Here is a 22,860-nt window from a genome sequence, read left to right on the forward strand (position 1 = left end):
GACTTACAATTTTCAACAGGGCCATAGCGTTAGCGTAGCGTTTCAACTTATCGACCCGTTGTCATGGGAAGCTTTTAGACCTGCTAGATTAACGAATACGCTGTGAGACCGGTATATGTTGAAGTAAGTGAATTAAATTGAAACACGAAAGGAACTTTTCACCATGACCCAAGATGTCTTGGCCACTTTTCCAGCCATCGAAATTAAAAAAGATGAATCACTAAGTCATTATACGAATACCAAAACGGGAGGCCCCGCAGATTACGTGGCGTTTCCCAAGTCGATTAGCGAGACCAAAGCATTGATTACCTATGCCAACGAGCAAGGCTTACCCTTAACGGTGATTGGCAACGCCAGCAATTTAATTGTTAAGGACGGCGGGATTCGTGGGCTGACCATTATTTTAACGAAAATGAATCAAATCCATGCCAGTGACAATAAAGTCGTGGCTGAAGCAGGGGCCGCGATTATTGCGACGACCAAGGTGGCTTGTGGTGCCAGCCTGACTGGGATGGAATTTGCTGCGGGCATTCCTGGGAGTGTCGGTGGTGCCGTCTTCATGAACGCCGGGGCCTACGATGGTGAGATGAGCGAAGTGGTCGAGACGGTCACCGTTTTGACGACTTCAGGTCAGCTCAAAACGCTAGACAACGCGGATTTGGATTTTGGATACCGCCACAGTAGTATTCAAGATTACGATGACATTGTGGTCTCGGTGACGTTCGGCTTGAAACGCGGCAATCAGACTAAGATTCAGGCGCGGATGGATGAACTCAATACGTTGCGGGCAGCAAAACAGCCGCTTGAATGGCCGTCTTGCGGAAGTGTCTTTAAGCGACCAACCGGGTACTTTACTGGTAAACTAATTCATGATGCTGGTTTACAGGGCCATCGAATCGGTGGTGCGGAAGTTTCTAAGAAGCACGCTGGTTTCATTATTAACGTCGACCACGCCACGGCGACGGATTATATGGATATGATTCACTACGTCCAAAAAGTTGTATTTGAACGGTTCGGCGTTCATCTTCAAACCGAAGTGCGGATTATTGGAGAGGATGTTGACCAAAGTTAGTATTGTCAATTTAACAAAGGAGGCAACCACTTAGATGCCGATTATCGAATTAGTGATTTTACTGGCATGTTTAGTGCTGCTGTCGAATGTGTTGAGCCACTATCTAGTCGCAATCCCGGTCAGTTTAATTCAAGTCGGGCTCGGTCTAGGAGTGGCTTTATTATTAAACGTACAAGTTAAGCTGCAAACAGATTGGTTTATGCTCGTCTTTATTGCGCCAATGCTGTACAACGACGGCAGAGAGTTCCCTAAGCAAGAGCTGTGGGAACTACGCGGGGCGATTTTCGCAAATGCAATCGTGCTCGTTTTTATTACAACCATTTTAGGCGGCTTTTTGATTCACGTCTTGATTCCGACGATTCCACTCGCAGTCGGAATTGCACTGGCCGCCATCCTATCACCAACCGATCCGATTGCCGTGCAGTCGATTTCGGAAGGGGTCAAATTACCGAAAGAAATTTTACACCTGGTTAGCGGTGAAAGTCTGATCAACGATGCGAGTGGCTTGATTGGCTTCAAATATGCGTTAGCAGCCGCCGTCACCGGGACCTTTGTTCTGAGTAAGGCCATCGGCGATTTCTTTTACATCAGTCTGGTCGGGCTAGCAGTTGGACTGGCACTGATTACGGTCATTCAGTTGATTCGTGATATTTTGAGACGAGAAGGAATCAACGACATTGTGTTCAACGTCGTGTTACAGATTACGACGCCCTTTGCCATTTACTTCATCGCTGAAGAATGGTTCCATGCTTCAGGCGTTGTCGCCGTGGTTGCGGCCGGCGTGCTGGCACATATTCAAAATTCACATGAGAGTGAAGATGCGCCCGAATTACGACTCGTTACCGAGCGCGTTTGGAACGTCGTCGTTTACTTATTAAACGGAATCGTCTTTTTGATTCTAGGAATTGAACTCCCAGTTGCCACTCAGGCGACGATCAAAGGGGCGCACACGAACACGTTCCATGCGGTATTCGATGTGTTGATCGTTTGGGGCATTCTACTACTCATTCGGGTCGCATGGACATATGCGTACATGCTGTTCAATTGGCTGCGGCATCATAAAAAGGTCAAGCCAAGTCTGCGAATCGCCGCGTTATCCGGTTTGTCCGGTGTTCGGGGTGCCATCACGATGGCCGGGGTCTTTACGATTCCGACCGTGATTGCGACTGGCGAAGCCTTTCCAGAACGCTCACTGGTGCTCTTTATTGCAGCGGGGGTTATTATCCTGAGTCTGGTTGCGGCGGCTGCCATCTTACCATTGATGGCGTCGAAGTCGCTACCGTTTGTGACCCGGGGTTCGAGTCCTGACGAAGATGATACTGTTTTGGCTGAAGATTTGGATGAAGCCGAAGATGCGGACGGCGGCTTGCAACAGTTAACTTATAAACAAGCTCGGATTTACATTCTACAATTAGCCGTTCAAAACATCGAGGAACATCGTCGTCCTGAGAATCAGCGCGCCGCGTATGATTTGATCTTAGACCAACAGTTTCAAATTCGGCGGTTAGAAGTGGCGTCCCAGACTGCGGATGAATTAGCACCAATGCTGACGGATGAGTTGCAGCTCCGGTTAGTCGCATTGAATGGCGAACGGGCGGCAGTTCGTGAGTTAATTACGTCGAAGAAAACGACTAAATTAGCGGGGCAAGTTTACTTGCGGCGAATCGACCGCCGAGAACAACGGTTCTTACAAGCGACGCACAAACCAGGACTACCAACCTTGCGCTCATTGCAGTTATTATTTAACCGCGCCATGCAAGGAATTCGCCTCTGGTTAGCGCCAGGGGACAGCGACGCCTTACGTTCGGAACTGTTGAATATTCAGCGGGAGGCTTCGAAAGCGGCCATCAAAGCGTTGTCGCAGTATTTGAAGCAAGCCAATGTCGATGAGCAACAGTTTGACCGCCAAGCCTTGTATCACTTGATCGTGCATTACCGAAACCGCATCGAAAACGCCAAGAATGATCATACCTTGTCGCGTGATGATTATGAGCGGCAACTTCATAGCTTACGAATCAAGAGCCTGGGCGCTGAACGTGCTGGCGTACAACATTTGCTGGAAAGTGGGCAAATCAGTCTGCGCACCGCGGCAAAGTTACGGCAGTTCATTAATTACTCAGAGAACCTATTAATGCTCAATGATATTGAGGCTGATGACGAATAGTTAACTTTTTAGATTGTAAATTAGTAGTTCTACGTTATAATGATGTAAGAGTAGTATTGACGGTAAAAGGTTGGGTCTGCAAAAGAATCATTATTTAAAAGAAGGATAAGGGCGACCTTACAGGGGGACATCATTATGACAGAATCAGAGATACACGAACGTTTTGTAGACACTTATATGCATATTTTGAAGTACGTTGGCGACTTTGTGTCGGTCCCAACGCGGCCGTATAAAATCACGTTTGAAGCTTATACCGTGATGCGGATGATTGCGACAAGTGACGAACCGTTGACATTGGTTAAGATTGCAAAGGCACAACGGGTTTCACGTAGCGCCATCGCACGGCAAATCAATGTGTTATTGGACTTAAAGTATATTGAACAGACGACTAACACCAATGACCGGCGCATCAAGTATTTGTCGCTGACGCCAGCGGGAGTCAAAGTTGAAAAGGAAATCACGAAGGCTTCTGAAGAACGCTTCCACCAGTGGGTTCAAGTCTACGGTGAAAAGCGGGCGAGTGATACCTTACGCTATATCAACGATGCTGAACAAAAGGCGACTGAACTGGGCTTTAGCGGGTTCAGTGGCTTGCATGATAAGCGGGGCCGGCACACCGAATATAGTGATCCAAAAGCCAAAAACTAATTAAGAATTAGTTAAATTTTAAGCAATAATAAGAAACACCGTTCAAACGAATGCTTAGTCATCGTTTGAACGGTGTTTCTTTGTTTAATTGGTTGGGTGGTTGTCAGTAGCTGGCATCGTAAACCGCCACGCCGCGTAGATGAGTAGCTGCAGGAGCCACATCATGAGAACGAAAGCGAGCATTTTTGGCGACCACATTTCGAGTAATTGTTTGATAATGTATTGCGGTGTAATCAACAAATAGATTGAATGCAGGCGCATGAAGCGACCAACATAAACACCGATACTTGAGAATAAGAAGAGCGCCGCACAAATCAAAACGCGGTTGGCAGGTAACTTCGTTAAGTGTAACCGCTGCGTCAATTGTTGGGCCACGCGGTCGACGCCCCACGTACCGACAATCGTGGCGACCATCATCGGCCCAACCAAGTAGGCAAAATCCCGCCACATCGGTAAATCAAATCGCAGGAGACCGTTAATACCATAGGGCTTGAGTAAGCTGAGATGGAACAGGTCCGTCATCAGGTAAGGGGCATTCGGGTAGAAAAGCAACCAAATGACCGCAATCAGCCAGAATAGTAATGGGCTTCGCCGCGTTGTCAACCAGAAGCTGAGCTCGATTGGAATATAGGCCAGAATTGAGTTGAGTAGTAAAAAGTGGAACGCGCCGTGCAAATCGAGCGCTGCGAAGACGAAGAATCCCCAGAATGCAAGGCGAATCAGCCAACGCTGTAACTTAGTCATTTAGTCACTTCCTTTCACCACCAATTTTAACAGAAATATTAATCAAGCTATATTAAATAACATCAAGCTTAATATTTCTTCAAAATATGACTAAAAACAGTGTCCACCCCTAAATCAATCCGCGAGAAGCGGGTTCCCGTGCTATAATGTGAAAGTAAATGATTTTCATGAGGAGGAGGACTATGACTTTCAATTGGAGCGGTTTGCTGACCTTACAAAATTTCGTCCGGCTCCTTGACATTCTGGCAGTCTGGTTTGTCATTTATGAGCTGATCGTCTTGTTGCGAGGAACCAAAGCCGTACAACTATTTCGCGGTATCGTGGTCATTGCGGTCATTAAAGCCATTAGTGTTTTGATTGGTCTGGACACGGTTTCGTGGATCATGGACCAAATTATTAATTGGGCGGTTATTGCAATGGTCATCATCTTCCAGCCCGAAATTCGGCGTGGGCTAGAACATTTAGGACGAGGCTCCATGTTTGCCCGTGGAAAACGTCAAAATGAAGACGAAGAGCGGATGATTACCGAATTAGATAAAGCCATTCAATACATGGCCAAGCGGCGTATCGGTGCTCTAATGTCCATTAAGATGGACACTGGTTTGGAAGATTACATCGAGACTGGAATTGCACTGGATGCCGATATCACGGGTGAATTATTGATCAATATTTTCATTCCGAATACCCCTTTGCATGATGGTGCGGTCATTATTCAAGACAATCAAATCAAGGTGGCGGCAGCTTATCTGCCATTATCCGAAAGTAATTTGATTCCCAAGGAACTTGGGACTCGACATCGCGCGGCGGTCGGTATCAGTGAAGTGACGGATGCGTTGACCATCGTTATCTCAGAAGAGACGGGTGAAGTGTCAATTACCAAGGATAATGAGTTGATGCGGGGCATGACGCGTGAGAACTACTTACGTTATTTCCGGCAAGTCTTGTTAACGCCTGAGGATTCAACCAAGCAAAATGCGTTCCAAAACTGGTTTGGACGGATTTTCGGAGGAGGTCCCCGAAAATGAAAAAATTTATGAATAGCAATTGGTCGATGCGCTTACTGGCCTTAATTTGTGCCCTGGTCCTGTTTGCTTACGTGAACTCGATGAAGTCGACGCATAATTCAAGTGTGCTGACGAATAGTTCATCCAAGACGACGCTGACTTCCAATCGGAAAGTGACCATTAGTGCGCCACTTGAATTGAACGTCAATAGCACCAAGTACTTTGTGACTGGCTATCCGGAAAATATCAAAGTGACGCTGGAAGGGCCCGCTGCGCTCGTGACGACGACGGCAAACACCCAGAACTTTAAGGTGTACGCGAACTTGTCCAAACTAGCGGTCGGTCGGCATAGTGTCAAAATCGATGTCGATGGGTTGAATAAAGAGTTGAGTTATAGCCTTAGTCAGAAGTATATTCATGTGAATATTCAACCGCGGCGAACGGCGACTTATAAGGTCAGTGCAGATTTTAATAAGGCCAACGTCGCGGATGGTTACGAAGTCGGGACGGCGCGTCTCGGTACCTCGTCTGTCAAAGTGACGGGCGCGGTCAGTGAAGTTAGCAAGGTTGCTAAGGTCGTGGCGGTGGTCAATACGGATAAGAATCTTGAAAAGTCCGTCAACCAACAAGCCATCATTGAAGCTTTGGATGCGAATGGTCAAAACTTGAATGTCGTCTTGACGCCTTCGACCACCTCGGTGTATATTCCAATTACCCAGGCAACGACGACTAAGGATGTGCCGATTGATTTGAAAGCGAGTGGGACGACGACTGCCGATACGAGTTATTCCTTCTCCTCGGATACCAAATCGGTGACAGTGACTGGGACCAAGTCGGCATTAGCCAAGCTTAAGTCATTGCCGGTCAATGTTGATGTGACGGATGTGGATGAAACGACGACTAAGACGGTCAAGGTCTCAGCGAGTGATGAAGATGGCATTTCATCCGTTAGTCCAACGTCGGTCAAAGTAAAAATTACAGTCAAAAAAGATTAATAACGAAATTTTGAAATGAGGTAAATGATAATGAAATATTTTGGTACTGATGGTGTTCGGGGAATTGCGAACTCGGGCTTAACACCTGAGATGGCATTTCGTTTAGGCCGTGCCGGTGGCTATGTCTTAACGGAACATGCGGAAAATAAGGACACCCAGCCACGCGTTTTAGTTGCACGGGATACCCGGATTTCGGGCCAAATGTTAGAAGAAGCCTTGATTGCCGGCTTACTTTCAGCTGGAATCGAAGTACTGCGTTTAGGTGTGATTACCACACCTGGAGTGGCTTATTTAGTTCGGATCCAAGACGCGGATGCCGGGGTCATGATCTCCGCTTCCCATAACCCGGTTGAAGATAACGGCATCAAGTTCTTTGGTGGCGACGGCTTCAAGTTGTCAGACGCCAAGGAAGAAGAAATCGAATCCTTATTAGACGAACCTAAGGATACCTTGTCACGGCCAGCTGCCGAGGGGTTAGGAACGGTTGCTGATTTCCCAGAAGGTAACTTGAAGTATTCCCAATTCTTGGAACAAACGATTCCTGATGACTTAAGCGGCATTCACTTAGCTGTCGATGGTGCCAATGGATCGACCAGCAACTTAGTTTCACGGATCTTTGCCGATTTGAACGTTGATTTCGATACGATGGCCACGTCTCCAGACGGTTTGAATATCAACAAGGGCGTTGGTTCGACGCATCCAGATGCCTTGGCCAAATTCGTCGTTGAAAAGGGCGCCCAAGTTGGGTTAGCGTTTGATGGCGATGGCGACCGGTGCATCGCGGTGGACGAATTGGGCAATGTCATCGATGGTGACAAAATCATGTACATCTGCGGGAAGTTCCTCAGCGAACGCGGTAAGTTGAAGCAAGACACGGTCGTCACGACGGTTATGAGTAACTTAGGCCTTTACAAAGCCCTTGAAGCCGCTGGATTACACAGCAAGCAAACTCAAGTTGGTGACCGTTACGTGGTTGAAGAAATGTTGAAAGATGGCTACAACCTCGGTGGTGAACAATCTGGTCACGTGGTCTTCCTAGACTTCAATACGACTGGTGATGGGATGCTGACTGGGATTCAACTTCTCTACGTTATGAAGGAAACTGGCAAGAAGCTATCTGAATTAGCTGCTGAAGTGACGACGTATCCACAAAAACTTGTGAATGTTAAGGTCCAAGACAAGAAGGCTGCGCTGAACAACGACAAGATCCAAGCCGTTATCAAAGCGGTTGAAGACGAAATGGCCGGTGACGGTCGCGTCCTCGTACGTCCTTCCGGGACCCAAGACCTGTTGCGGGTCATGGCTGAAGCTAAAACTGACGAATTAGTTAATGCCTACGTTGACCGCATCGTCGACGTTGTCAAAGCTGAAGTTGGCGTTGAAGCTTAATAATTGATCAATCAAAAACCGTTGCTCATGTGAGTAACGGTTTTTTACTGCACTGAAATCCGGAATAGCTGATACAGTGATTCTGATAGGGATCAATCTGCGAGTGTAAGTCAACTGCAATTAGTCTTTAACATGTTACACGTTTTAAGTTCAAAAGCGGCCAGCTGAGAATCACAGGAAACAAGGCGAGTTGGTTTACTGTTCGTCAGCTTCGGTGCGCCATATTCTGACCTCCGAGGCTGGCTGACAACGCTGGAACAGGGCGGACATCGATTTGAACTTACGCAGAACCCCACTGCGCAATTTCAAATACGAGTCTTCTTCTAGCCCGGGAAGACCACCCGGACAAGAAGAACTTCGCCCTTGAGCATTGTCAGCCAGCCTCTCCAGTCGGGAAGCCGCTCGAATGGCGGATGAACGACCACCTATCTGGGTACAATTGATCACTGAATATTAAGTGACTGTTCCTTCAGGCAAACTTTTAATTGGCCTCAATAATGCCTTATCACACTTAATCACTGAAAAAATCAGTTGAATTTTATTCGCAAGATTCGCAAAATTCAACGGACATTAGTCTTGAATTTAGTCGATAAAATTACCTTCGTTTATAATTTGAGACTTTTCTATCTCATACGACTAAGGAAAGTTCTGACAAATTCAGTGAAACTGCTGATTCGAAAAGTTAAAACATGAGTTAGGAAGCTTAGCTATCATTAGAAACTAGTCTGACAGTGAGTGTCAAAATGACCTTGGACTATGAATCAACGACTAATCTAAGAAAAAGTTGAGTTCGCACACGTCTGCCTTTCGAATACCATCCCGGCTGGAAGGTATTCTGGGCAAGGCCAAGTATTTTCAGAGTGTGAGGTTCAGACGGGTTGGGACTGAGGATTAGCCTAGCTAGAGCGTTAAGCGGTGAACTTCCGCTTGGCGTTCTGGCGTAGCTAACCGGAAGTCCCAGTCTGACCCGAACACGTTTCATCCATACTGCAGCTAACGTGAAAGACCAGTATTTAAGACGTGGGTTATCGGCTTAAATTTGCGTCCACCACGTTCCGGCCATTGCCCAGAATGTCTGGAGGCCGGCCTAGGACGCGGCTACCACAGAAAGTTTACGGTAACTCGCACCGTTTCCAGCGGGGCTCAGCTGGCCGCTTTTGACCTTGAAAAGAACTAGTTTCCTTCAGTGTTCATACGGTTGAGGTTCAACCTGACCACCGCAGAATATTTTACCCACTAAAAAGTTACAAAAAATTCGCAATTCGGCAATGGCCTTGATTTGGCCGCATTTTAGATTGGTCTACATGCAAACAAACACATATACCAATGCATTATCTAGTTGACATTTATCGGGTGTAACGGTAAAGTTAACTTGTTTCTAGGAAATATACCAATCGGAGGTTAGACTAGACCAATTGTTAATTGGTTAAAGCGGAATAGCGCCAGGACTTTAGAATCTAAAGTTGACGAGGATGACGTTTATCGATAATCGACGGGTGACGTCAGGGACTGCACTCTACAGGTCAATTACAAAAACCAGTTGTGAAATTGGTGACAGATATTTTGACCACGCAGCTAGAAACAATTCAAACAGTAAAGGAAGAATTATTTATGTGTGGAATTGTTGGTGTAACTGGAAAAGATAGCGCAGTATCAATCTTATTAAATGGATTGGAAAAATTGGAATACCGGGGCTACGATTCGGCCGGTATCTATGTTAACGACCAAGATGGTCATGATTATTTAGTTAAAGAAAAGGGTCGCATCGATGACCTTCGTAAAGAAGTGGGCGAAGTTGTTCATGGCTCAACTGGGATCGGCCATACGCGTTGGGCAACCCATGGTGAACCAAGTGTTGCTAACGCCCATCCACAAGTTTCCGCTGATGGTCGTTTCTACTTAGTCCACAACGGTGTGATCGAAAACTTCCAAGATTTGAAACAAACTTACTTAAGTGATGTTACTTTCAAATCTCAAACTGATACCGAAGTCATCGTGCAATTAGTTGACCGGTTCGTGACGAAGGAAAACTTGAGCACCTTGGATGCCTTCCGGAAGACACTGAGCTTATTAGGCCACTCTTCATACGGTTTCTTATTAATGGACAAAGAAAATCCTGATACGTTATACGTGGCTAAGAACAAGAGTCCACTATTGATTGGGGTTGGCGACGGCTTCAACGTGGTCTGCTCAGATAGTTTGGCAATGCTTGACCAAACCAAGGATTTCTTGGAACTTCAAGATGGCGAAATCGTTGTGGTTAAGCCTAATGAAATCAAGATTACCAACCAAGCGGGCGAATCCGTTGAACGGAAGCCATTCCATGTCGACATTGACGCAGCTCAAGCCGACAAAGGCACTTACCCATTCTACATGTTGAAGGAAATCGACGAACAACCAAACGTGATGCGGAAGTTATCCCAAGTTTACTTAAACGATGCGGGTGAACCAGTGATTAATGATGATTTAATGACTGCGCTCAAAGCCGCTGACCGGCTCTATATCGTTGCCGCTGGGACAAGCTACCACGCTGGTTTAGTGGGTGCCAAGTTATTCGAATCACTTGCTGGGGTGCCAACTGAAGTGCACGTTTCATCTGAATTCGCTTATAACCAACCATTATTATCGGCACACCCATTCTTCATCTTCCTGACACAGTCTGGTGAAACTGCCGATAGTCGTGAAGTGCTCTTAAACGTCAACGAACAGCACTTCCCAAGTTTGACGATCACGAACGTGCCAAACTCAACGTTATCACGGGAAGCAACTTACACGTTATTGCTCCATGCTGGTCCAGAAATCGCGGTGGCTTCAACCAAAGCTTACACGGCCCAAATCGCATTGGAAGCAATTCTCGCCAAAGCTTTAGGCGTCGCAACCAACCAGCTGGCTGCGGATGACTTCGATGTCAAACAACAACTTGCACTGGTCGCAAACGGGATGCAGGCTTTAGTTGATGAAAAGGATACGTTCGAGAAGATCTCGAAGGACGCATTGTTGAATACGCCAAACGCCTTTTACATCGGCCGGGGCTTAGACTATGCCGTTTCACTAGAAACTGCTTTGAAGTTGAAGGAAATTTCCTACGTGCAAGCGGAAGGTTTTGCTTCAGGTGAACTCAAGCATGGGACGATTGCCTTGATTGAAAAGGATACGCCAGTTATTGGGATTATCACCCAGAAGAATACCGCTGGTTTGACGCGTTCCAACTTACAAGAAGTGGCCGCTCGGGGGGCGAAGACGATTACGATTGTTACCGATAACTTAGCCAAAGAAGGCGACACGGTCATCTTACCAGCCGTTGACGAACGGTTGACGGCCTTGTTAAGCGTCGTTCCTGGTCAATTACTCGCTTACTACACGAGTTTGAACAAGGGCTTAGACGTTGACAAGCCACGGAACCTTGCCAAGAGTGTTACCGTTGAATAACTCATTAAAATAAAAGTGTGTGGGCACCAGGAAACGTCATCGGCAGTCGTCCGATGGCGTTTTTTGCTGGGGTAGCTACGGACCAGCAACGGTTTACAGACTAGCATCAGCGATGAATTTGGGCTTATAATGGAAAGAACCTGATTTTGTGATGTATCGGGCTACGATGGTGGGATGACCACCGTTTGATTAGTAGTTGCGAGTTAATCGGCAGAATCAATTGGATAGTTGATGGTTTAGAAATCGTAGACCATCGGGTAAAGTTTAAGTAACTAGTAGAGGATGAGGTGAATCGAGTGGCAATCAAGTTAATTGCGACGGACTTGAACGGAACGTTATTGCACCAGGACCAGCAGTTTGACCGGGTACGCTTCAAACGGGTCTTAGCAGCGTTGAAATCGATTGGTGTGTCATTGGTGTTGTCGTCGGGGAATCAGTACGCCCATTTACAACAGTTGTTTCATGATGTGATGGCAGATAATCTGATTGTGGTCGCTGAAAACGGGGCGTCGATTTATGCGCAGGATCAGTTGATTTTCGACGGCAGTTTGTCCACAAAACAACAGCGCCAATTTGTGACGGTCGACCGCCAACAGCCATTATTCAAACAGGCGTACGTCATTCTAGTCGGCAGTCACGGCTCGTATACTGAAACGGGGGCGCCGGCCAAATTAGTGGCGATGGCGCGTCAGTTCTATGATAACTTGGCATTGGTTGACGACCTCGCGAAAGTGCGGGATACCATCAAAAAAATTAGTATCGCAACGCGTCCGGAAGCAGCTGCAGCACTGGTAACGCAAGCTAACGACTATTTTGCCGGGCAATTGAAAGCCCATGATAGCGGCTATGGTGTCGTTGATTTGGTCGCTCAAAACGTCGGCAAGTTGCCAGCGATTCAGTTTTTAGCCACTAAGATGGGACTAACGGCGGATAACATCATGGCCTTTGGTGACGGTGACAATGACGTCCCACTGTTGCAATACGCGACGCACAGTTTTGCGATGTCAAACGCGCCAGCAGCCATTCAAGCGGCCGCCAAACACGTGACGATTGTGGATAATGAACATGACGGGGTCTTAGCGACAATCGAGGCACAACTACTGAATCACTGATGGATAAGTGGCTGTGGAGACCGATACTAATCGTGAGTGGATTGCGTCGAAGCTAGATTTCACGTCGCGGTTCGTGTTTAACGGTGGTTATGATTATGTTGTGAATCAGCTAATAAATAAAACCTTGGCACGACTGGAAAAGGTATTCTGGTCGTGCCAAGGTTTTTTAGATTGTGATTTAAGCCTCGCCGCCTGGGTCTCATTTTAGTGGTTGATGTGGATAAAAGAACTGATGGATACCATAGGCGTTCAGTGAGACTAAGCGCTGCTTGACCTCCTCGAGGTTCAGTCCCAACTCGCCAGTAAAATAAAGCCGGTAGAAGGTCAGGTTGTTGTGAATCAGAAAGCTTGAACAGACCTTGGCGTCGACTGCCGACAAATGGTAGCTGGCTTGAATCGTGGCCGTTAACCCATCTGCTACCGCGGTCTGAATCTTGCGTGACAGAAAGCTGTAATCGTCGTTGAGCAGAATGACACGGTTAAAGGCTTCGGATTGACGAAAATAGGCGACGAGCCGGTCAAAAATCAAGCCTGGTTGCGCAATGGTTTGTTTGAAGTCCTGGGGGTCGATCAGTGCAAGAATGTTATTGGCCCCTTCTTCAACGAACGTTTCAGCGAGGTCGTCGATGGTGTCAAAGTGCAGATAGAACGTCTTACGATTGACGTTAGCGACGCTGGTGAGCTCTTTGACGGTAATGTCACGATACCGCGGGTACTTGAGCGCTAAGGTCCGAAAAGCCGCCTTAAGCGCTGCCTGTGTCCGTTGAACGCGTAAATCAGTCGTTGGCAAATAGCACGCCCCCTAAACGTCGTAAATATTCGTAAAACGATAAGCCGTCTGGTAGGTCACGGGGACGTTTGGTTCAATGATAATGCTGCCAAACGCCTTATGATGAATGGCATCTGGGAGTTTTTGTGCTTGCAAAGACAGCCCCAGCTGGGAGCGCATTGGTTTACCACCATTGAGTCGGTAGCGGTCGTCACGGTAGTTCGTGGCGCTCGAAACCACGACGGCTGGTGCATTCGTCCGCATGGTTAATTTTCGCCCGCTGACCCGGTCCAACAATTCGACTTGTGGATAGGGGGTATCGTTTAACACGAAGCCGTGCCGCAAGCCACCTTTGATCTGAGCAATTTGTGGACCGATTTCGGTGCGATCGCGGAAGTCAAACGGGGAGCCGGTGACCCACGGTAGCTTGCCCGTTGGAATATCATGCTTGTTCAGTGCCGCGTATTCGTCCGCGTTGATTTTGAGAATCTGATGGTCAATCAATCGTTCGGCATCGCCGCTGAGGTTGAAATAAGTGTGGTTGGTCGGGTTGAACAGGGTCGTTTGATCACTCTTGCCCGTGTAACTAATGGTAAACTTACCATCATTATCCAGCACAAAGTTGGCGGTGATGGTCATCGTTCCTGGATAGCCATTCTCACCGTCTAACGTGATGTATTGCATGACCAAACCAACCTGGTCACTGGTGTGTAGCTTGCGTTCAAGAAACCAGGGTTCAAAGGAGATTTGTGGCATATTACCGCCATTCAAATGGTTTTCGCCGGCATTTTACGTTAAGTCGTATTGCCGCCAGCGCGCATTCTTGATGACACCTGCGACCCGGGCGACCGTCGCCCCAAAAAAGGACTGTTTGTCGATATAGTCCGCGCCTTCGTCGAATCCAAGAATGATATTGGCAAATTTGCCATCCTTATCATGGGTGCGAATCGCCGTGATGGTCGCGCCCCAATCCATGATGGTCACACTCATGTGATGATTATTAACTAATGTATAATAATTGATACCGTTTTCTTGATGCTCTAGTATTTTCATAACACCCTTACCCCCATAACGCCTTCCCGAGTAACTGCCTACTTTTAGTATATTTCATTAGTAATGAGATTGCGAACGATAACCGTCCTGGATGTCGGTGTGCCGCAATTGTTTTGGTAGTGATTTTTAAATGAGTTGAATATCAAAATGGGTGGGGTGGCAATCAAGGGTGATCCGCTGAGATCCATTGGAAATAGTACAGGCTAGCGTAAACCTGCAGTGATAAATTCGTCCTCGTATACTTGATTCCAGGTATGCTAAAAAAAGACGTGGCAGGACGGTGCTCATTTATGTAAATAGGTAATAATCTCAAACAAAAATACTTATTGTTTTCCACTGCACATGCTCACGATTAGACAATATCAGTAACGGCCGTACGTTAAAGAAAGTCAACTAATAAATGGCAGGTCTAGTACCGCGGGCGTATGACTGTTACGATGCGATTTAACAGGGACTTAGCCATCAAACTGAAATAATTTATCTATTTATTTCGACTAACTGTTGACAACGCTTACAAATTCGCTTATTCTTAGTTTGTAAGGTATTTAGTTACCTTCTAATCAATTCTCTTTCTCTCTTATGCCGACCACTATCTGCTTGGATAGTGGTTTTTTTCTGTCCAACTTATGATATTTGGTGTCCAACTAATTTGACACGAATCATGATTAAAGCATGCTGCTTTCAAGTTCAAAAGCAGCCAGCTGAGCCCCGCTGGAAACAAAGCGAGTTAGCGTAAAACTAGTAGATAGACGCGTCCTACGCCAGCTTCCAGGCATTCTGGGCAATGCCCGTGACGTGGTGGACACAGATTTAAGCCGAAAACCACGTCTTAAATACTGGTCTTTCACTAACCAAGCACAAGACGCTTGCTAAGTGAAATTTCACCACTTGGCCTTGCCCAGAATACCTTCCAGCCGGGATAGTATTCGAAAGGCGGATGTATGCGGCCCAACTTTTTGTTGGATTAGTCGTTGGTTCCTTAGTACGAGGAAACTTTGATATTCAACAATCAGACTGGTTTCTAACAATCGCTAAACTTCCTTACCATGTTTCAGATTCTCGGACAAGCGACTTCACTGAATTTGTCAAAATATTCTCTGTTCGTCTGAGATAGCAAATTTTCGAACTGTAAGCGAAGGCAATTCTATCGACTAATTTCAACACCCGGTACCATTTAAATTAGTGAATAACGTTCAGGAAATCTTCTTAGTATACAAATGACACAAAGCATCATCGATACCAATTGAAAGTTTGCATGAAGGCCCGGCCTCCTAATATTCAATGGTCAATTGCACCAAGATAGGTGGCCGTTCATCCGCCATTCGAGCGGCTTCCCGACTGTAGGGGCTGGCTGACTAAGACGCGCCCCGGCCGACGAACAGGAATCCACTAAGTAAGTGGGCTTTGACACCGTCGCTGGCCCTCGCTATACTAAAGTTTGAAGTGAGGGATGACAGTTGAAAAATCATGAAGTGTTAGATTTGATTCAAGAGATTACCCGTAATGACGGGACAACTTACATGGAAATTGGCAATATGTTGATGAATGGTCGTGCCGAACTAGCTGCTGAACGGGGATTCATTAAGCAGGTCCGAATTTTGCAGTTGAATATTCCACATTCGACCCACGTGGTGAAATATGAGCAGTACATTAACGAAACCTTTACAATCCCGGATGAGAGTATGGATCATTGGGAAGAATGGACGAAGACACCGGAAATGCAAGAAGAAGTCGATATGATTTTGAAAGAAAACCATATTGGTTAAACGAAACACACCATCGTTCAGTGCATTACTGGTAGCAATTTAAGGGCATCAGGTGACAGCGTGTTGAATGAGTCGCTTCAAACGCTGCGTTACAGGACATTCAACAACTCGATGCTAATTTAAATCAGAACCTAAGGAGAGTCGCCACAAGCAGACAGCGTTACGCTTGTGACGACTTTTTTGGGTGCCGTTGGGCGGGGAAAATAACTTACAAATCAAAAAATCCGTGGTATTATCGTTAAGCGTGCATAGGAGGGTGAGCCGTGACCGAATCATTATTACAATTTATTCAGAATCATTTTCAGACGCGTTTTCGGTTTCGCAACGGCTTTGAATCACGGTTAACCGTTCAAATTTTGACACGGCTAATTAGTGAGCATTCGGAAAGTTTATTATTAACGCGCCCAGAAATCGAGCGTTTGGCGGGGTGTTCCCTAGATGCGCCAGAACTGCGGCGCGAGTACTTCCCGAAGAGTGAAATGACGTTGTTAGAAACGGCGTTAGACGAGTTGACAACGCTCAGTGTCATGATAGTTCAAGACCAGGGACGGACACGTTATCCGTTGTTTCGGAGTGTCCAACTTGACCAAGTTTGTCAGCGCATCGTTTTTAATTTGAATTTAGACGTTTTACCCCAATTAACCAGTTGGGCCCAAGAACTTCAGCAAGAACAGGAGCGATATTAAGTGGCAAAAAGTGTGATTGAAACCTTACAAGACCACCGGACTCGGCGGCTGTTCACGGATGAACCCGTCAGTGATGACCAGTTAGCCGAAATTATCACGACGGCGCAACGGATGCCGACCAGTCAGTATTTACAAGCGTATAGCTTGATTGAAATTACCAAACCAGCATTGCGGCAGCAATTAGCTGAGATTACCACGATGCCAACGGTCGGCGAACATGGCCGACTATTCGTGGTATTAGCAGACCAGCACCGTAACGTTCAGTTGGCACCGGGCGCAACTACGCGCCAAGCGCTCAGTGAGTTTGATCGGTTCGTCGGCAGTATTGAAGATGCCACGCTAATGACCGCGGCAATGGTGATGGTGGCTGAAAGTCTCGGACTCGGGACGGTCGTGCTGGGGTCAATCAACAATGATACGCAAGCGGTCATTGACGCGTTGAAGTTGCCCGACTTGACCTTGCCAGTATTTGGCTTGCAACTGGGACATCCGGCTGACGTGCCAGAAGTTAAGCCCCGACTAGGTCTTTCAGCAGTGTTATTTAAGGATCAATATGCAGAACCGACCACGTATCAAGACGAGTTGACTCGTTTTGATGGCGTGTTGAATCAGTATTACCAACATCGTAGCAGTCATGCTCGGACCGAACATTTAGCCCACATGACGGCCGAAGCGACCCATTCAGCGGCCAAACGTCGGGAATTCTTGAATATTGCGCGTCGACAGGGGTTCTTACCGGAACTAGATCACTAGTTAACGGGGGCAACTTGTTGCGACTAAGCGATATGAATCAGTATTGAATAGACCTATAAATTAAGCGTTTGAAAGCCACGTCATCGAAGTTGAATCGATGGCGTGGCTTTTTGGCATGCTGTATGAGCACTGATAGGAAGCGGCAGAGACGATGGCGTTTATTGGTGAAGCTTTCCAGGCTGATGATGAATGACTTCGATGATCTTGTGACAACTAATAACATCGACGAATAAGCTTTTAAGTTAAAATAAAATTAGTTATTCAAAAAACTCTCATTGTATTATAATTTAAAGCAAGCGTGATTCTGCCAATTCAAACGGATGCTTGTTTTAGCGTTTCAGACGCGAACCAGTTTCAACCGGCATAACTGTCCGTTGTGAGCAAACGCTATTGGTGCAATAGTCAATTGGCAGTATCCGGCAAACATAATCATTTTTTGAGAGGGGGAATGACGATTGATCAATCCGAATTTTAGTAAGCTGGTCTTTGGGCGGGCCATCGGTAATGCCGGCGATAGTATTTACATGATTGCGATGAACTGGTTTATTCTCAAACTAACCGATAGTGCCTTGTGGATTGGCATCATGAACGCAGCCATTGTGTTGCCAGGCATTCTATTGTTTTTATTTGGGAGTACGATCGACAGGCATTCCAAGCGTCGATTGCTGGTGGCCGTTGAGTTCTCACAATTAGTGGTCGTCGTATTATTGATTGTGGCGTTGCTGGCGCACGTTAAGCTAGCGGGCGTCTACGTCATTTTGGTCTTCATCGCGGCGTTGTTCGGCTCCTTGGCCTATCCCATTCAAGACGCCTTGGTGCCATTGATTGTCAAAAAGGATGAACTGGTCCAGGCACAGGAATACATGTCGATTGCTTACAAGGGGACCGACTATGTGTTTAACGCGTTGTCGGGGTTCTTGATTGGGTTGTTGTCGGTACTTGGAATCCTCATTGCGGATGCAGTCACCTTCGTCGTGACGGTCCTGACGTTTAATCGAATCAAGGTGCACGAGCCGCACCACCAAACTGCCGAAACGTCTGAGCCTTACTTTCAACAAGTACTGGTCGGCTTCAAGATCATTTCGAAAAATCGATTATTGGGCTTATTGACGTTTTCCAGTGCCGTTTTGAACTTCTTTTTCGGTGGGTTGAACACGTACGTGGTATTATTTGGCCGGCATTTTGGTGGTTCAATCTATTATGGAATTTTGGAATCAATGTCCGCAGTTGGGACGTTAGTGGGGATGACGTTGTTATACCGGAGTTTAAAACGATTGTCGGTTCGCGTTGCATATCTGATTGGCAATCTAGGTTGCACGATATTCATGTTCTTGACGGTCGTCACATTCAATCAATTTTGGGCGTTTGCGGTGGTCTATTTAGGAAGCTTTATTTTCCTAGGCTTGACCCAAGTGTATGAAACGCCAATGATTCAAGCCAGTGTGGCCGCAGATCAACTTGGTAAGGTCATGACCAGCTTTTATACCCTGGTCTCCATCACGCTCCCGTTAGGTTCAATCGCCTTTGCTTACCTAGCCGACCGCTTCGATTTACGACTCTTTCTCTTCTTATTCGGCGTATTCGACGCCGTGGTGTTCCTATTATTCGCGCTCAGCTGGTCCTTCAGTCGGGTGGATGACTTGCAATTATAATTAATTTGGCCGGTATACATATGGGGCTGTGGTCAAATGAAAATCGGCGTTCCAACATCAGTGATTGCAATTGATGTTGGGACGCCGATTTTTGGTTAGTGTTTAAATAATTGCGCCGCTTTCACGGCTGTTTGCCAGCCCTGATAGAGGATCGTGCGTTGTTCTTCAGACATCTGGGGCTTGAAAACGTGGCCAGCTTGGTGAATGGCTTTGATTTCAGCTAAGTCTTGCCAATAGCCGACTGCGAGCCCTGCTAAAAAGGCGGCCCCGAGCGCGGTGGTTTCCAAGTCAGCGGCCCGAATGATTTCGACGTTCGAGATGTCCGCCTGAAATTGCATCAGCCAGTCATTACGGGTCGCACCGCCATCGACCATCAGTGTTGGCATGGTGATGTGGGCGTCGTGTTTCATCGTGTCGATGACGTCGCGGGATTGATAGGCCAGCGATTGGAGCGTTGCTTTGACAAAATCAGCCCGGGTCGTGCCGCGGGTCAAACCAAAGACGGCGCCACGAGTCTCAGAATCCCAGTACGGCGCGCCTAAACCAGTGAAGGCGGGAACGACATACACTTCGTCGTGACTGGTGGCTTGACGGGCCAGCGTTTCAGATTCAGGGGCCGTTTCAATCAGTTGCATGCCGTCGCGGAGCCACTGAATCGCGGAACCGGCAACAAAAATCGAGCCTTCCAGGGCGTAATTGACTTCGCCGTTGAGGCCGTACGCAATCGTGGTTAGGAGATTGTGGTCGGAAAGTTGCGGTTGTTGGCCGAGATTCATCACGGTGAAGGCGCCAGTGCCGTATGTATTCTTGACCATGCCGGGTTCAAACGCCATTTGACCAAATAAGGCGGCTTGTTGGTCACCAGCCATCCCACTGATTGGAATTTGGCTGCCATACAGCAAGTAATCCTTAGTTGTGCCGTAAATTTCAGAGTTAGACCGCACCGTTGGCAACATCGCAGTTGGAATTCGCAATAGGTCTAGAATCGTCTGGTCCCATTGGAGATCGTGAATGTTGAATAGCATCGTCCGACTCGCATTCGTGTAGTCGGTGACGTGCGTCGTCCCCCCAGTGAGTTTCCAAACCAACCAAGTATCGATTGTCCCAAAGAGCAGTTCGCCCTTTTCCGCACGTCGTTGGGCACCCGGAACATGGTCTAAGATCCACTGAATTTTAGTGGCCGAGAAGTAGGCGTCGGTCACCAGACCAGTGTGGCGATGAATCAGGTCCCCGTATCCGTCGGCGATAAGTTGTTCAGCCAGTGGGGCAGTTTGCCGGGACTGCCAGACGATCGCGTTGTGAATCGGAAGTCCGGTTTGTTTGTCCCAAACGACCGTTGTTTCCCGCTGATTCGTGATGCCAATGGCTTTAATTTGATTGGGTTTTAAGTCAGCTGAGATGAGCACGTCCGCAATCGTTGATGAGACGGCGTTCCAGATTTCAGTCGCATTGTGTTCGACCCAGCCAGGTTGGGGAAAGTATTGTGGAAATTCACGCTGGGCCTCGGCGACCTTTTGACCGGCGTGATTGAAAATAATGGCCCGGGTACTGGTGGTCCCCTCATCGATGACCATAATATATTGCGCAGACATAGTTGTTCCTCCAAGTTGTTGAAATCGATAACATCAAGTTTGAGTCTAGCACGCTTAAGAAAATTTGTGAATAAATATCAAAAACTTAATAAAGCCGGCAGGAGTGCTAATCTAGCTGGATTTTTGACGGCTTCACCCATACCAATCCGGATTGATGGCGTAAGGGCTACCATCGCCAATAGATTAATAAGTCGATTGTACAAGTGTTAGTAACGGTATTGAACGAAGATTAAGGAATGTTTGAAAAATAGACCAATCTGATTATAATGGGGAGTCATATCATTGAGAAATGGAGGGTTCCCACCATGCAAAAACACCGATTTTATTTAAAAGGCTCGGCCGCGGAAGTCGCCTGGCTCAATCGTCAAGCAGACGCTGGCTATCAACTCGCCGCCATTCATGGATGTACGTACCAATTCGAAGCGACGCCAACTGCGAAGCACGTGGTCGCTGAATACTTGCCAAAGACGACCTTAGACCTGATGACCCCCGTCTTCAAACCGTTCGCGACCCACGTCTTTCACGATGATTTGGCAGTGGTCTATTCCCCAGTGACACCGGAGCAACGGGTGGTCAATGATGATGCCCAGTACCGGTTAGCCGCTTATCGGCATGCGCGGGACGTCGCTCTGAATTGGCTGAATGGCTGGGTGCTCGCCATCTGGTTACTGATGAGTGCCGCGATCGTCTTGAGTTCTCAATTACAGGCGACACCACTTTTGACGCGGATTTTACTGACTAGTCTGGGTCTGGGCGCCGCTTTGATTGTCTTAGGAATCGTGATTGGTGCTCGCGCCGCATTGCGCTGCCACCGCGAAGTTTGCCGCTTGATTCAGGTGACCGGTGATGACCAAGATACCTGGAAACCAACTTTTCACGTGCTATTCAAACGCCAAGCTGCGTTGCCAGATACGGAGCAGTGGGCAGACCTGGGTCAGTGGCAATTAACGATGCAAAACCAGCAGGGCGATTATTATTTTGATTTAAGAACGACTCTGAGTGAATTAGAGATTCGCCGCACGATTGCCAAGCTAGTCGCCGATAAGGACTTTACCGTCATGTCGTGGCTTGGTTTGTATTCCATTTGACCATTAAATAAAATCAATATGTGAAATTAGTGTGAATTATTTTAATAAACGCTTGTGTTTTATCAAAAAAGCGTGTATAAATAACGACATAGACATTGCCCGGTAGTTCAGCGGTAGAATAATTGACTGTTAATCAAGAGGTCGCTGGTTCGATCCCAGCCCGGGCAGTTGCTCAATGTCATGAATGGTTGTAGCGGTATCTTCAGAGATACCGCTTTTGTCGACATCATTACTAACCACTACCGGAAAATGGTGGTTAATCGGATGTCCCGTAGCTTTAGAAAGTCTTAATTAAAAAAGTTCTGACAAACCTTGACTATTCTTGACTAAGCTCGTATACTTACTATATAAAAGTAAGTGGTGTAATGGCCCTTACTGAAACTTAGGAGGAATTCATCGTGACAGTAAACTTATATTATTCAACGTCCAGCAAGTCCAGTCGTAGTGCGCGCGCATGGTTAGTTGAAAATAACATTCCATTTAATGAACGCGACATTATTGCTAATCCTCTGGATCGCGATGAATTGAAACAAATCCTCCGGCTCACTGAAAATGGCTTCGAGGACATCGTTTCAACGCGTTCTAAGGCTTTTAAAGCATTGCACATTGATTTGGCGGACTTAGGTTTTAATCAGTTACTAGACCTATTAGTTGAAAAACCACAGCTACTCAAGCGGCCGATTATCTATGATGGTCGGCGACTCCAAATTGGGTATAACGAAGAAGATATTCGGGCATTTTTGCCTCGCTCAGTGCGTAAGTCTGAATTACGCGAAATTCAACAAAAACTCTATGATGACGACCAACAAGCAGTTGGCTAACCTTCATCATAACGTCGTTACAACTCGTAGCGGCGTTTTTTTGTTTACCATCAACTCGGCTAAGAAGACTAACCTCAATGCCTGCCTGAGTTGCAATTGCGAGTGACATTGGCCCGCATCAAA

17 protein-coding genes, 1 tRNA gene and 1 pseudogene are annotated in these 22,860 nt (G+C 46.9%); 15 read left to right on the forward strand and 4 right to left on the reverse strand.

What is annotated here, in order from left to right:
• Positions 1-163 precede the first annotated feature (163 nt).
• The 3 genes from murB (at position 164) to KGF65_RS04050 (ending at position 3,884) form a co-directional block, all read left to right on the forward strand.
• Positions 164-1,072: a UDP-N-acetylmuramate dehydrogenase gene (gene murB / locus KGF65_RS04040; RefSeq protein WP_050339110.1), complete on the forward strand. Its 909-nt coding sequence runs from the start codon at positions 164-166 to the stop codon at positions 1,070-1,072.
• Between the two features lie 34 nt (positions 1,073-1,106).
• Positions 1,107-3,236: a sodium:proton antiporter gene (locus KGF65_RS04045; protein ID WP_050339109.1), complete on the forward strand. Its 2,130-nt coding sequence runs from the start codon at positions 1,107-1,109 to the stop codon at positions 3,234-3,236.
• Between the two features lie 135 nt (positions 3,237-3,371).
• Entirely contained in the window at positions 3,372-3,884 is a 513-nt protein-coding gene (locus KGF65_RS04050; protein ID WP_003637896.1) for a MarR family transcriptional regulator, read from the forward strand.
• 84 nt (positions 3,885-3,968) lie between these two features.
• Here the strand turns inward: KGF65_RS04050 and KGF65_RS04055 are convergent, their stop codons facing one another.
• Entirely contained in the window at positions 3,969-4,628 is a 660-nt protein-coding gene (locus tag KGF65_RS04055) for a DUF1361 domain-containing protein (protein WP_101873970.1), read from the reverse strand.
• 182 nt (positions 4,629-4,810) lie between these two features.
• On the opposite strand from KGF65_RS04055, the gene cdaA reads away from it, so the two are divergent.
• The 5 genes from cdaA to KGF65_RS04080 all read left to right on the forward strand — a co-directional run bounded on the left by cdaA (position 4,811) and on the right by KGF65_RS04080 (position 12,557).
• Positions 4,811-5,653 (forward strand): diadenylate cyclase CdaA, encoded by an 843-nt coding sequence (gene cdaA / locus KGF65_RS04060; protein ID WP_003637898.1) that lies wholly within the window; start codon positions 4,811-4,813, stop codon positions 5,651-5,653.
• Entirely contained in the window at positions 5,650-6,627 is a 978-nt protein-coding gene (locus tag KGF65_RS04065) for a YbbR-like domain-containing protein (protein ID WP_050339105.1), read from the forward strand. Before cdaA ends, KGF65_RS04065 begins: the two co-directional genes overlap by 4 nt.
• A gap of 30 nt (positions 6,628-6,657) precedes the next feature.
• The gene (gene glmM / locus KGF65_RS04070) at positions 6,658-8,016 is read left to right on the forward strand and encodes a phosphoglucosamine mutase (RefSeq protein ID WP_216748393.1); all 1,359 of its coding nucleotides are present in this window, start codon (positions 6,658-6,660) and stop codon (positions 8,014-8,016) included.
• A gap of 1,611 nt (positions 8,017-9,627) precedes the next feature.
• Positions 9,628-11,445 carry a glutamine--fructose-6-phosphate transaminase (isomerizing) gene (gene glmS, locus KGF65_RS04075; protein ID WP_216748394.1) on the forward strand — a complete coding sequence of 606 codons (1,818 nt, stop codon included), beginning with the start codon at positions 9,628-9,630 and terminating at the stop codon, positions 11,443-11,445.
• A 296-nt stretch (positions 11,446-11,741) separates the two neighbouring features.
• Positions 11,742-12,557: a Cof-type HAD-IIB family hydrolase gene (locus KGF65_RS04080; RefSeq protein ID WP_101873968.1), complete on the forward strand. Its 816-nt coding sequence runs from the start codon at positions 11,742-11,744 to the stop codon at positions 12,555-12,557.
• Between the two features lie 199 nt (positions 12,558-12,756).
• On the opposite strand, the gene KGF65_RS04085 is transcribed toward KGF65_RS04080, so the two are convergent.
• The gene (locus tag KGF65_RS04085; protein WP_050339100.1) at positions 12,757-13,347 is read right to left on the reverse strand and encodes a TetR/AcrR family transcriptional regulator; all 591 of its coding nucleotides are present in this window, start codon (positions 13,345-13,347) and stop codon (positions 12,757-12,759) included.
• Positions 13,348-13,359: 12 nt separating this feature from the next.
• A pseudogene (locus tag KGF65_RS04090) lies at positions 13,360-14,379 on the reverse strand (aldose epimerase family protein).
• Positions 14,380-15,836: 1,457 nt separating this feature from the next.
• Here KGF65_RS04090 and KGF65_RS04095 point away from each other — a divergent pair.
• The 4 genes from KGF65_RS04095 to KGF65_RS04110 all read left to right on the forward strand — a co-directional run bounded on the left by KGF65_RS04095 (position 15,837) and on the right by KGF65_RS04110 (position 19,236).
• Positions 15,837-16,145, forward strand: a complete 309-nt coding sequence (locus KGF65_RS04095) for a hypothetical protein (protein WP_003637905.1) — start codon at positions 15,837-15,839, stop codon at positions 16,143-16,145.
• 263 nt (positions 16,146-16,408) lie between these two features.
• Positions 16,409-16,831 carry a hypothetical protein gene (locus KGF65_RS04100; RefSeq protein WP_101873966.1) on the forward strand — a complete coding sequence of 141 codons (423 nt, stop codon included), beginning with the start codon at positions 16,409-16,411 and terminating at the stop codon, positions 16,829-16,831.
• Positions 16,832-17,584, forward strand: coding sequence for a nitroreductase family protein (locus tag KGF65_RS04105; RefSeq protein WP_101873965.1), 753 nt, complete (start codon positions 16,832-16,834; stop codon positions 17,582-17,584).
• A 455-nt stretch (positions 17,585-18,039) separates the two neighbouring features.
• Entirely contained in the window at positions 18,040-19,236 is a 1,197-nt protein-coding gene (locus KGF65_RS04110; protein ID WP_216748395.1) for an MFS transporter, read from the forward strand.
• Between the two features lie 95 nt (positions 19,237-19,331).
• Here KGF65_RS04110 and glpK read toward each other — a convergent pair whose 3' ends face one another.
• Positions 19,332-20,828, reverse strand: coding sequence for a glycerol kinase GlpK (gene glpK / locus KGF65_RS04115; RefSeq protein ID WP_216748396.1), 1,497 nt, complete (start codon positions 20,826-20,828; stop codon positions 19,332-19,334).
• A gap of 305 nt (positions 20,829-21,133) precedes the next feature.
• Here glpK and KGF65_RS04120 point away from each other — a divergent pair, with 305 nt between their 5' ends.
• The 3 genes from KGF65_RS04120 to KGF65_RS04130 all read left to right on the forward strand — a co-directional run bounded on the left by KGF65_RS04120 (position 21,134) and on the right by KGF65_RS04130 (position 22,737).
• Positions 21,134-21,916 (forward strand): hypothetical protein, encoded by a 783-nt coding sequence (locus KGF65_RS04120; protein WP_216748397.1) that lies wholly within the window; start codon positions 21,134-21,136, stop codon positions 21,914-21,916.
• 96 nt (positions 21,917-22,012) lie between these two features.
• Positions 22,013-22,084: transfer RNA gene (locus KGF65_RS04125), tRNA-Asn, on the forward strand.
• Positions 22,085-22,314: 230 nt separating this feature from the next.
• Complete coding sequence (locus KGF65_RS04130; protein WP_003637911.1) at positions 22,315-22,737, forward strand: Spx/MgsR family RNA polymerase-binding regulatory protein; 423 nt, start codon at positions 22,315-22,317, stop codon at positions 22,735-22,737.
• The last annotated feature ends 123 nt before the right edge of the window (positions 22,738-22,860 follow it).

The sequence above is a fragment of the Lactiplantibacillus sp. 30.2.29 genome, from assembly GCF_018991255.1.
Taxonomy (GTDB): Bacteria; Bacillota; Bacilli; order Lactobacillales; family Lactobacillaceae; genus Lactiplantibacillus; species Lactiplantibacillus pentosus.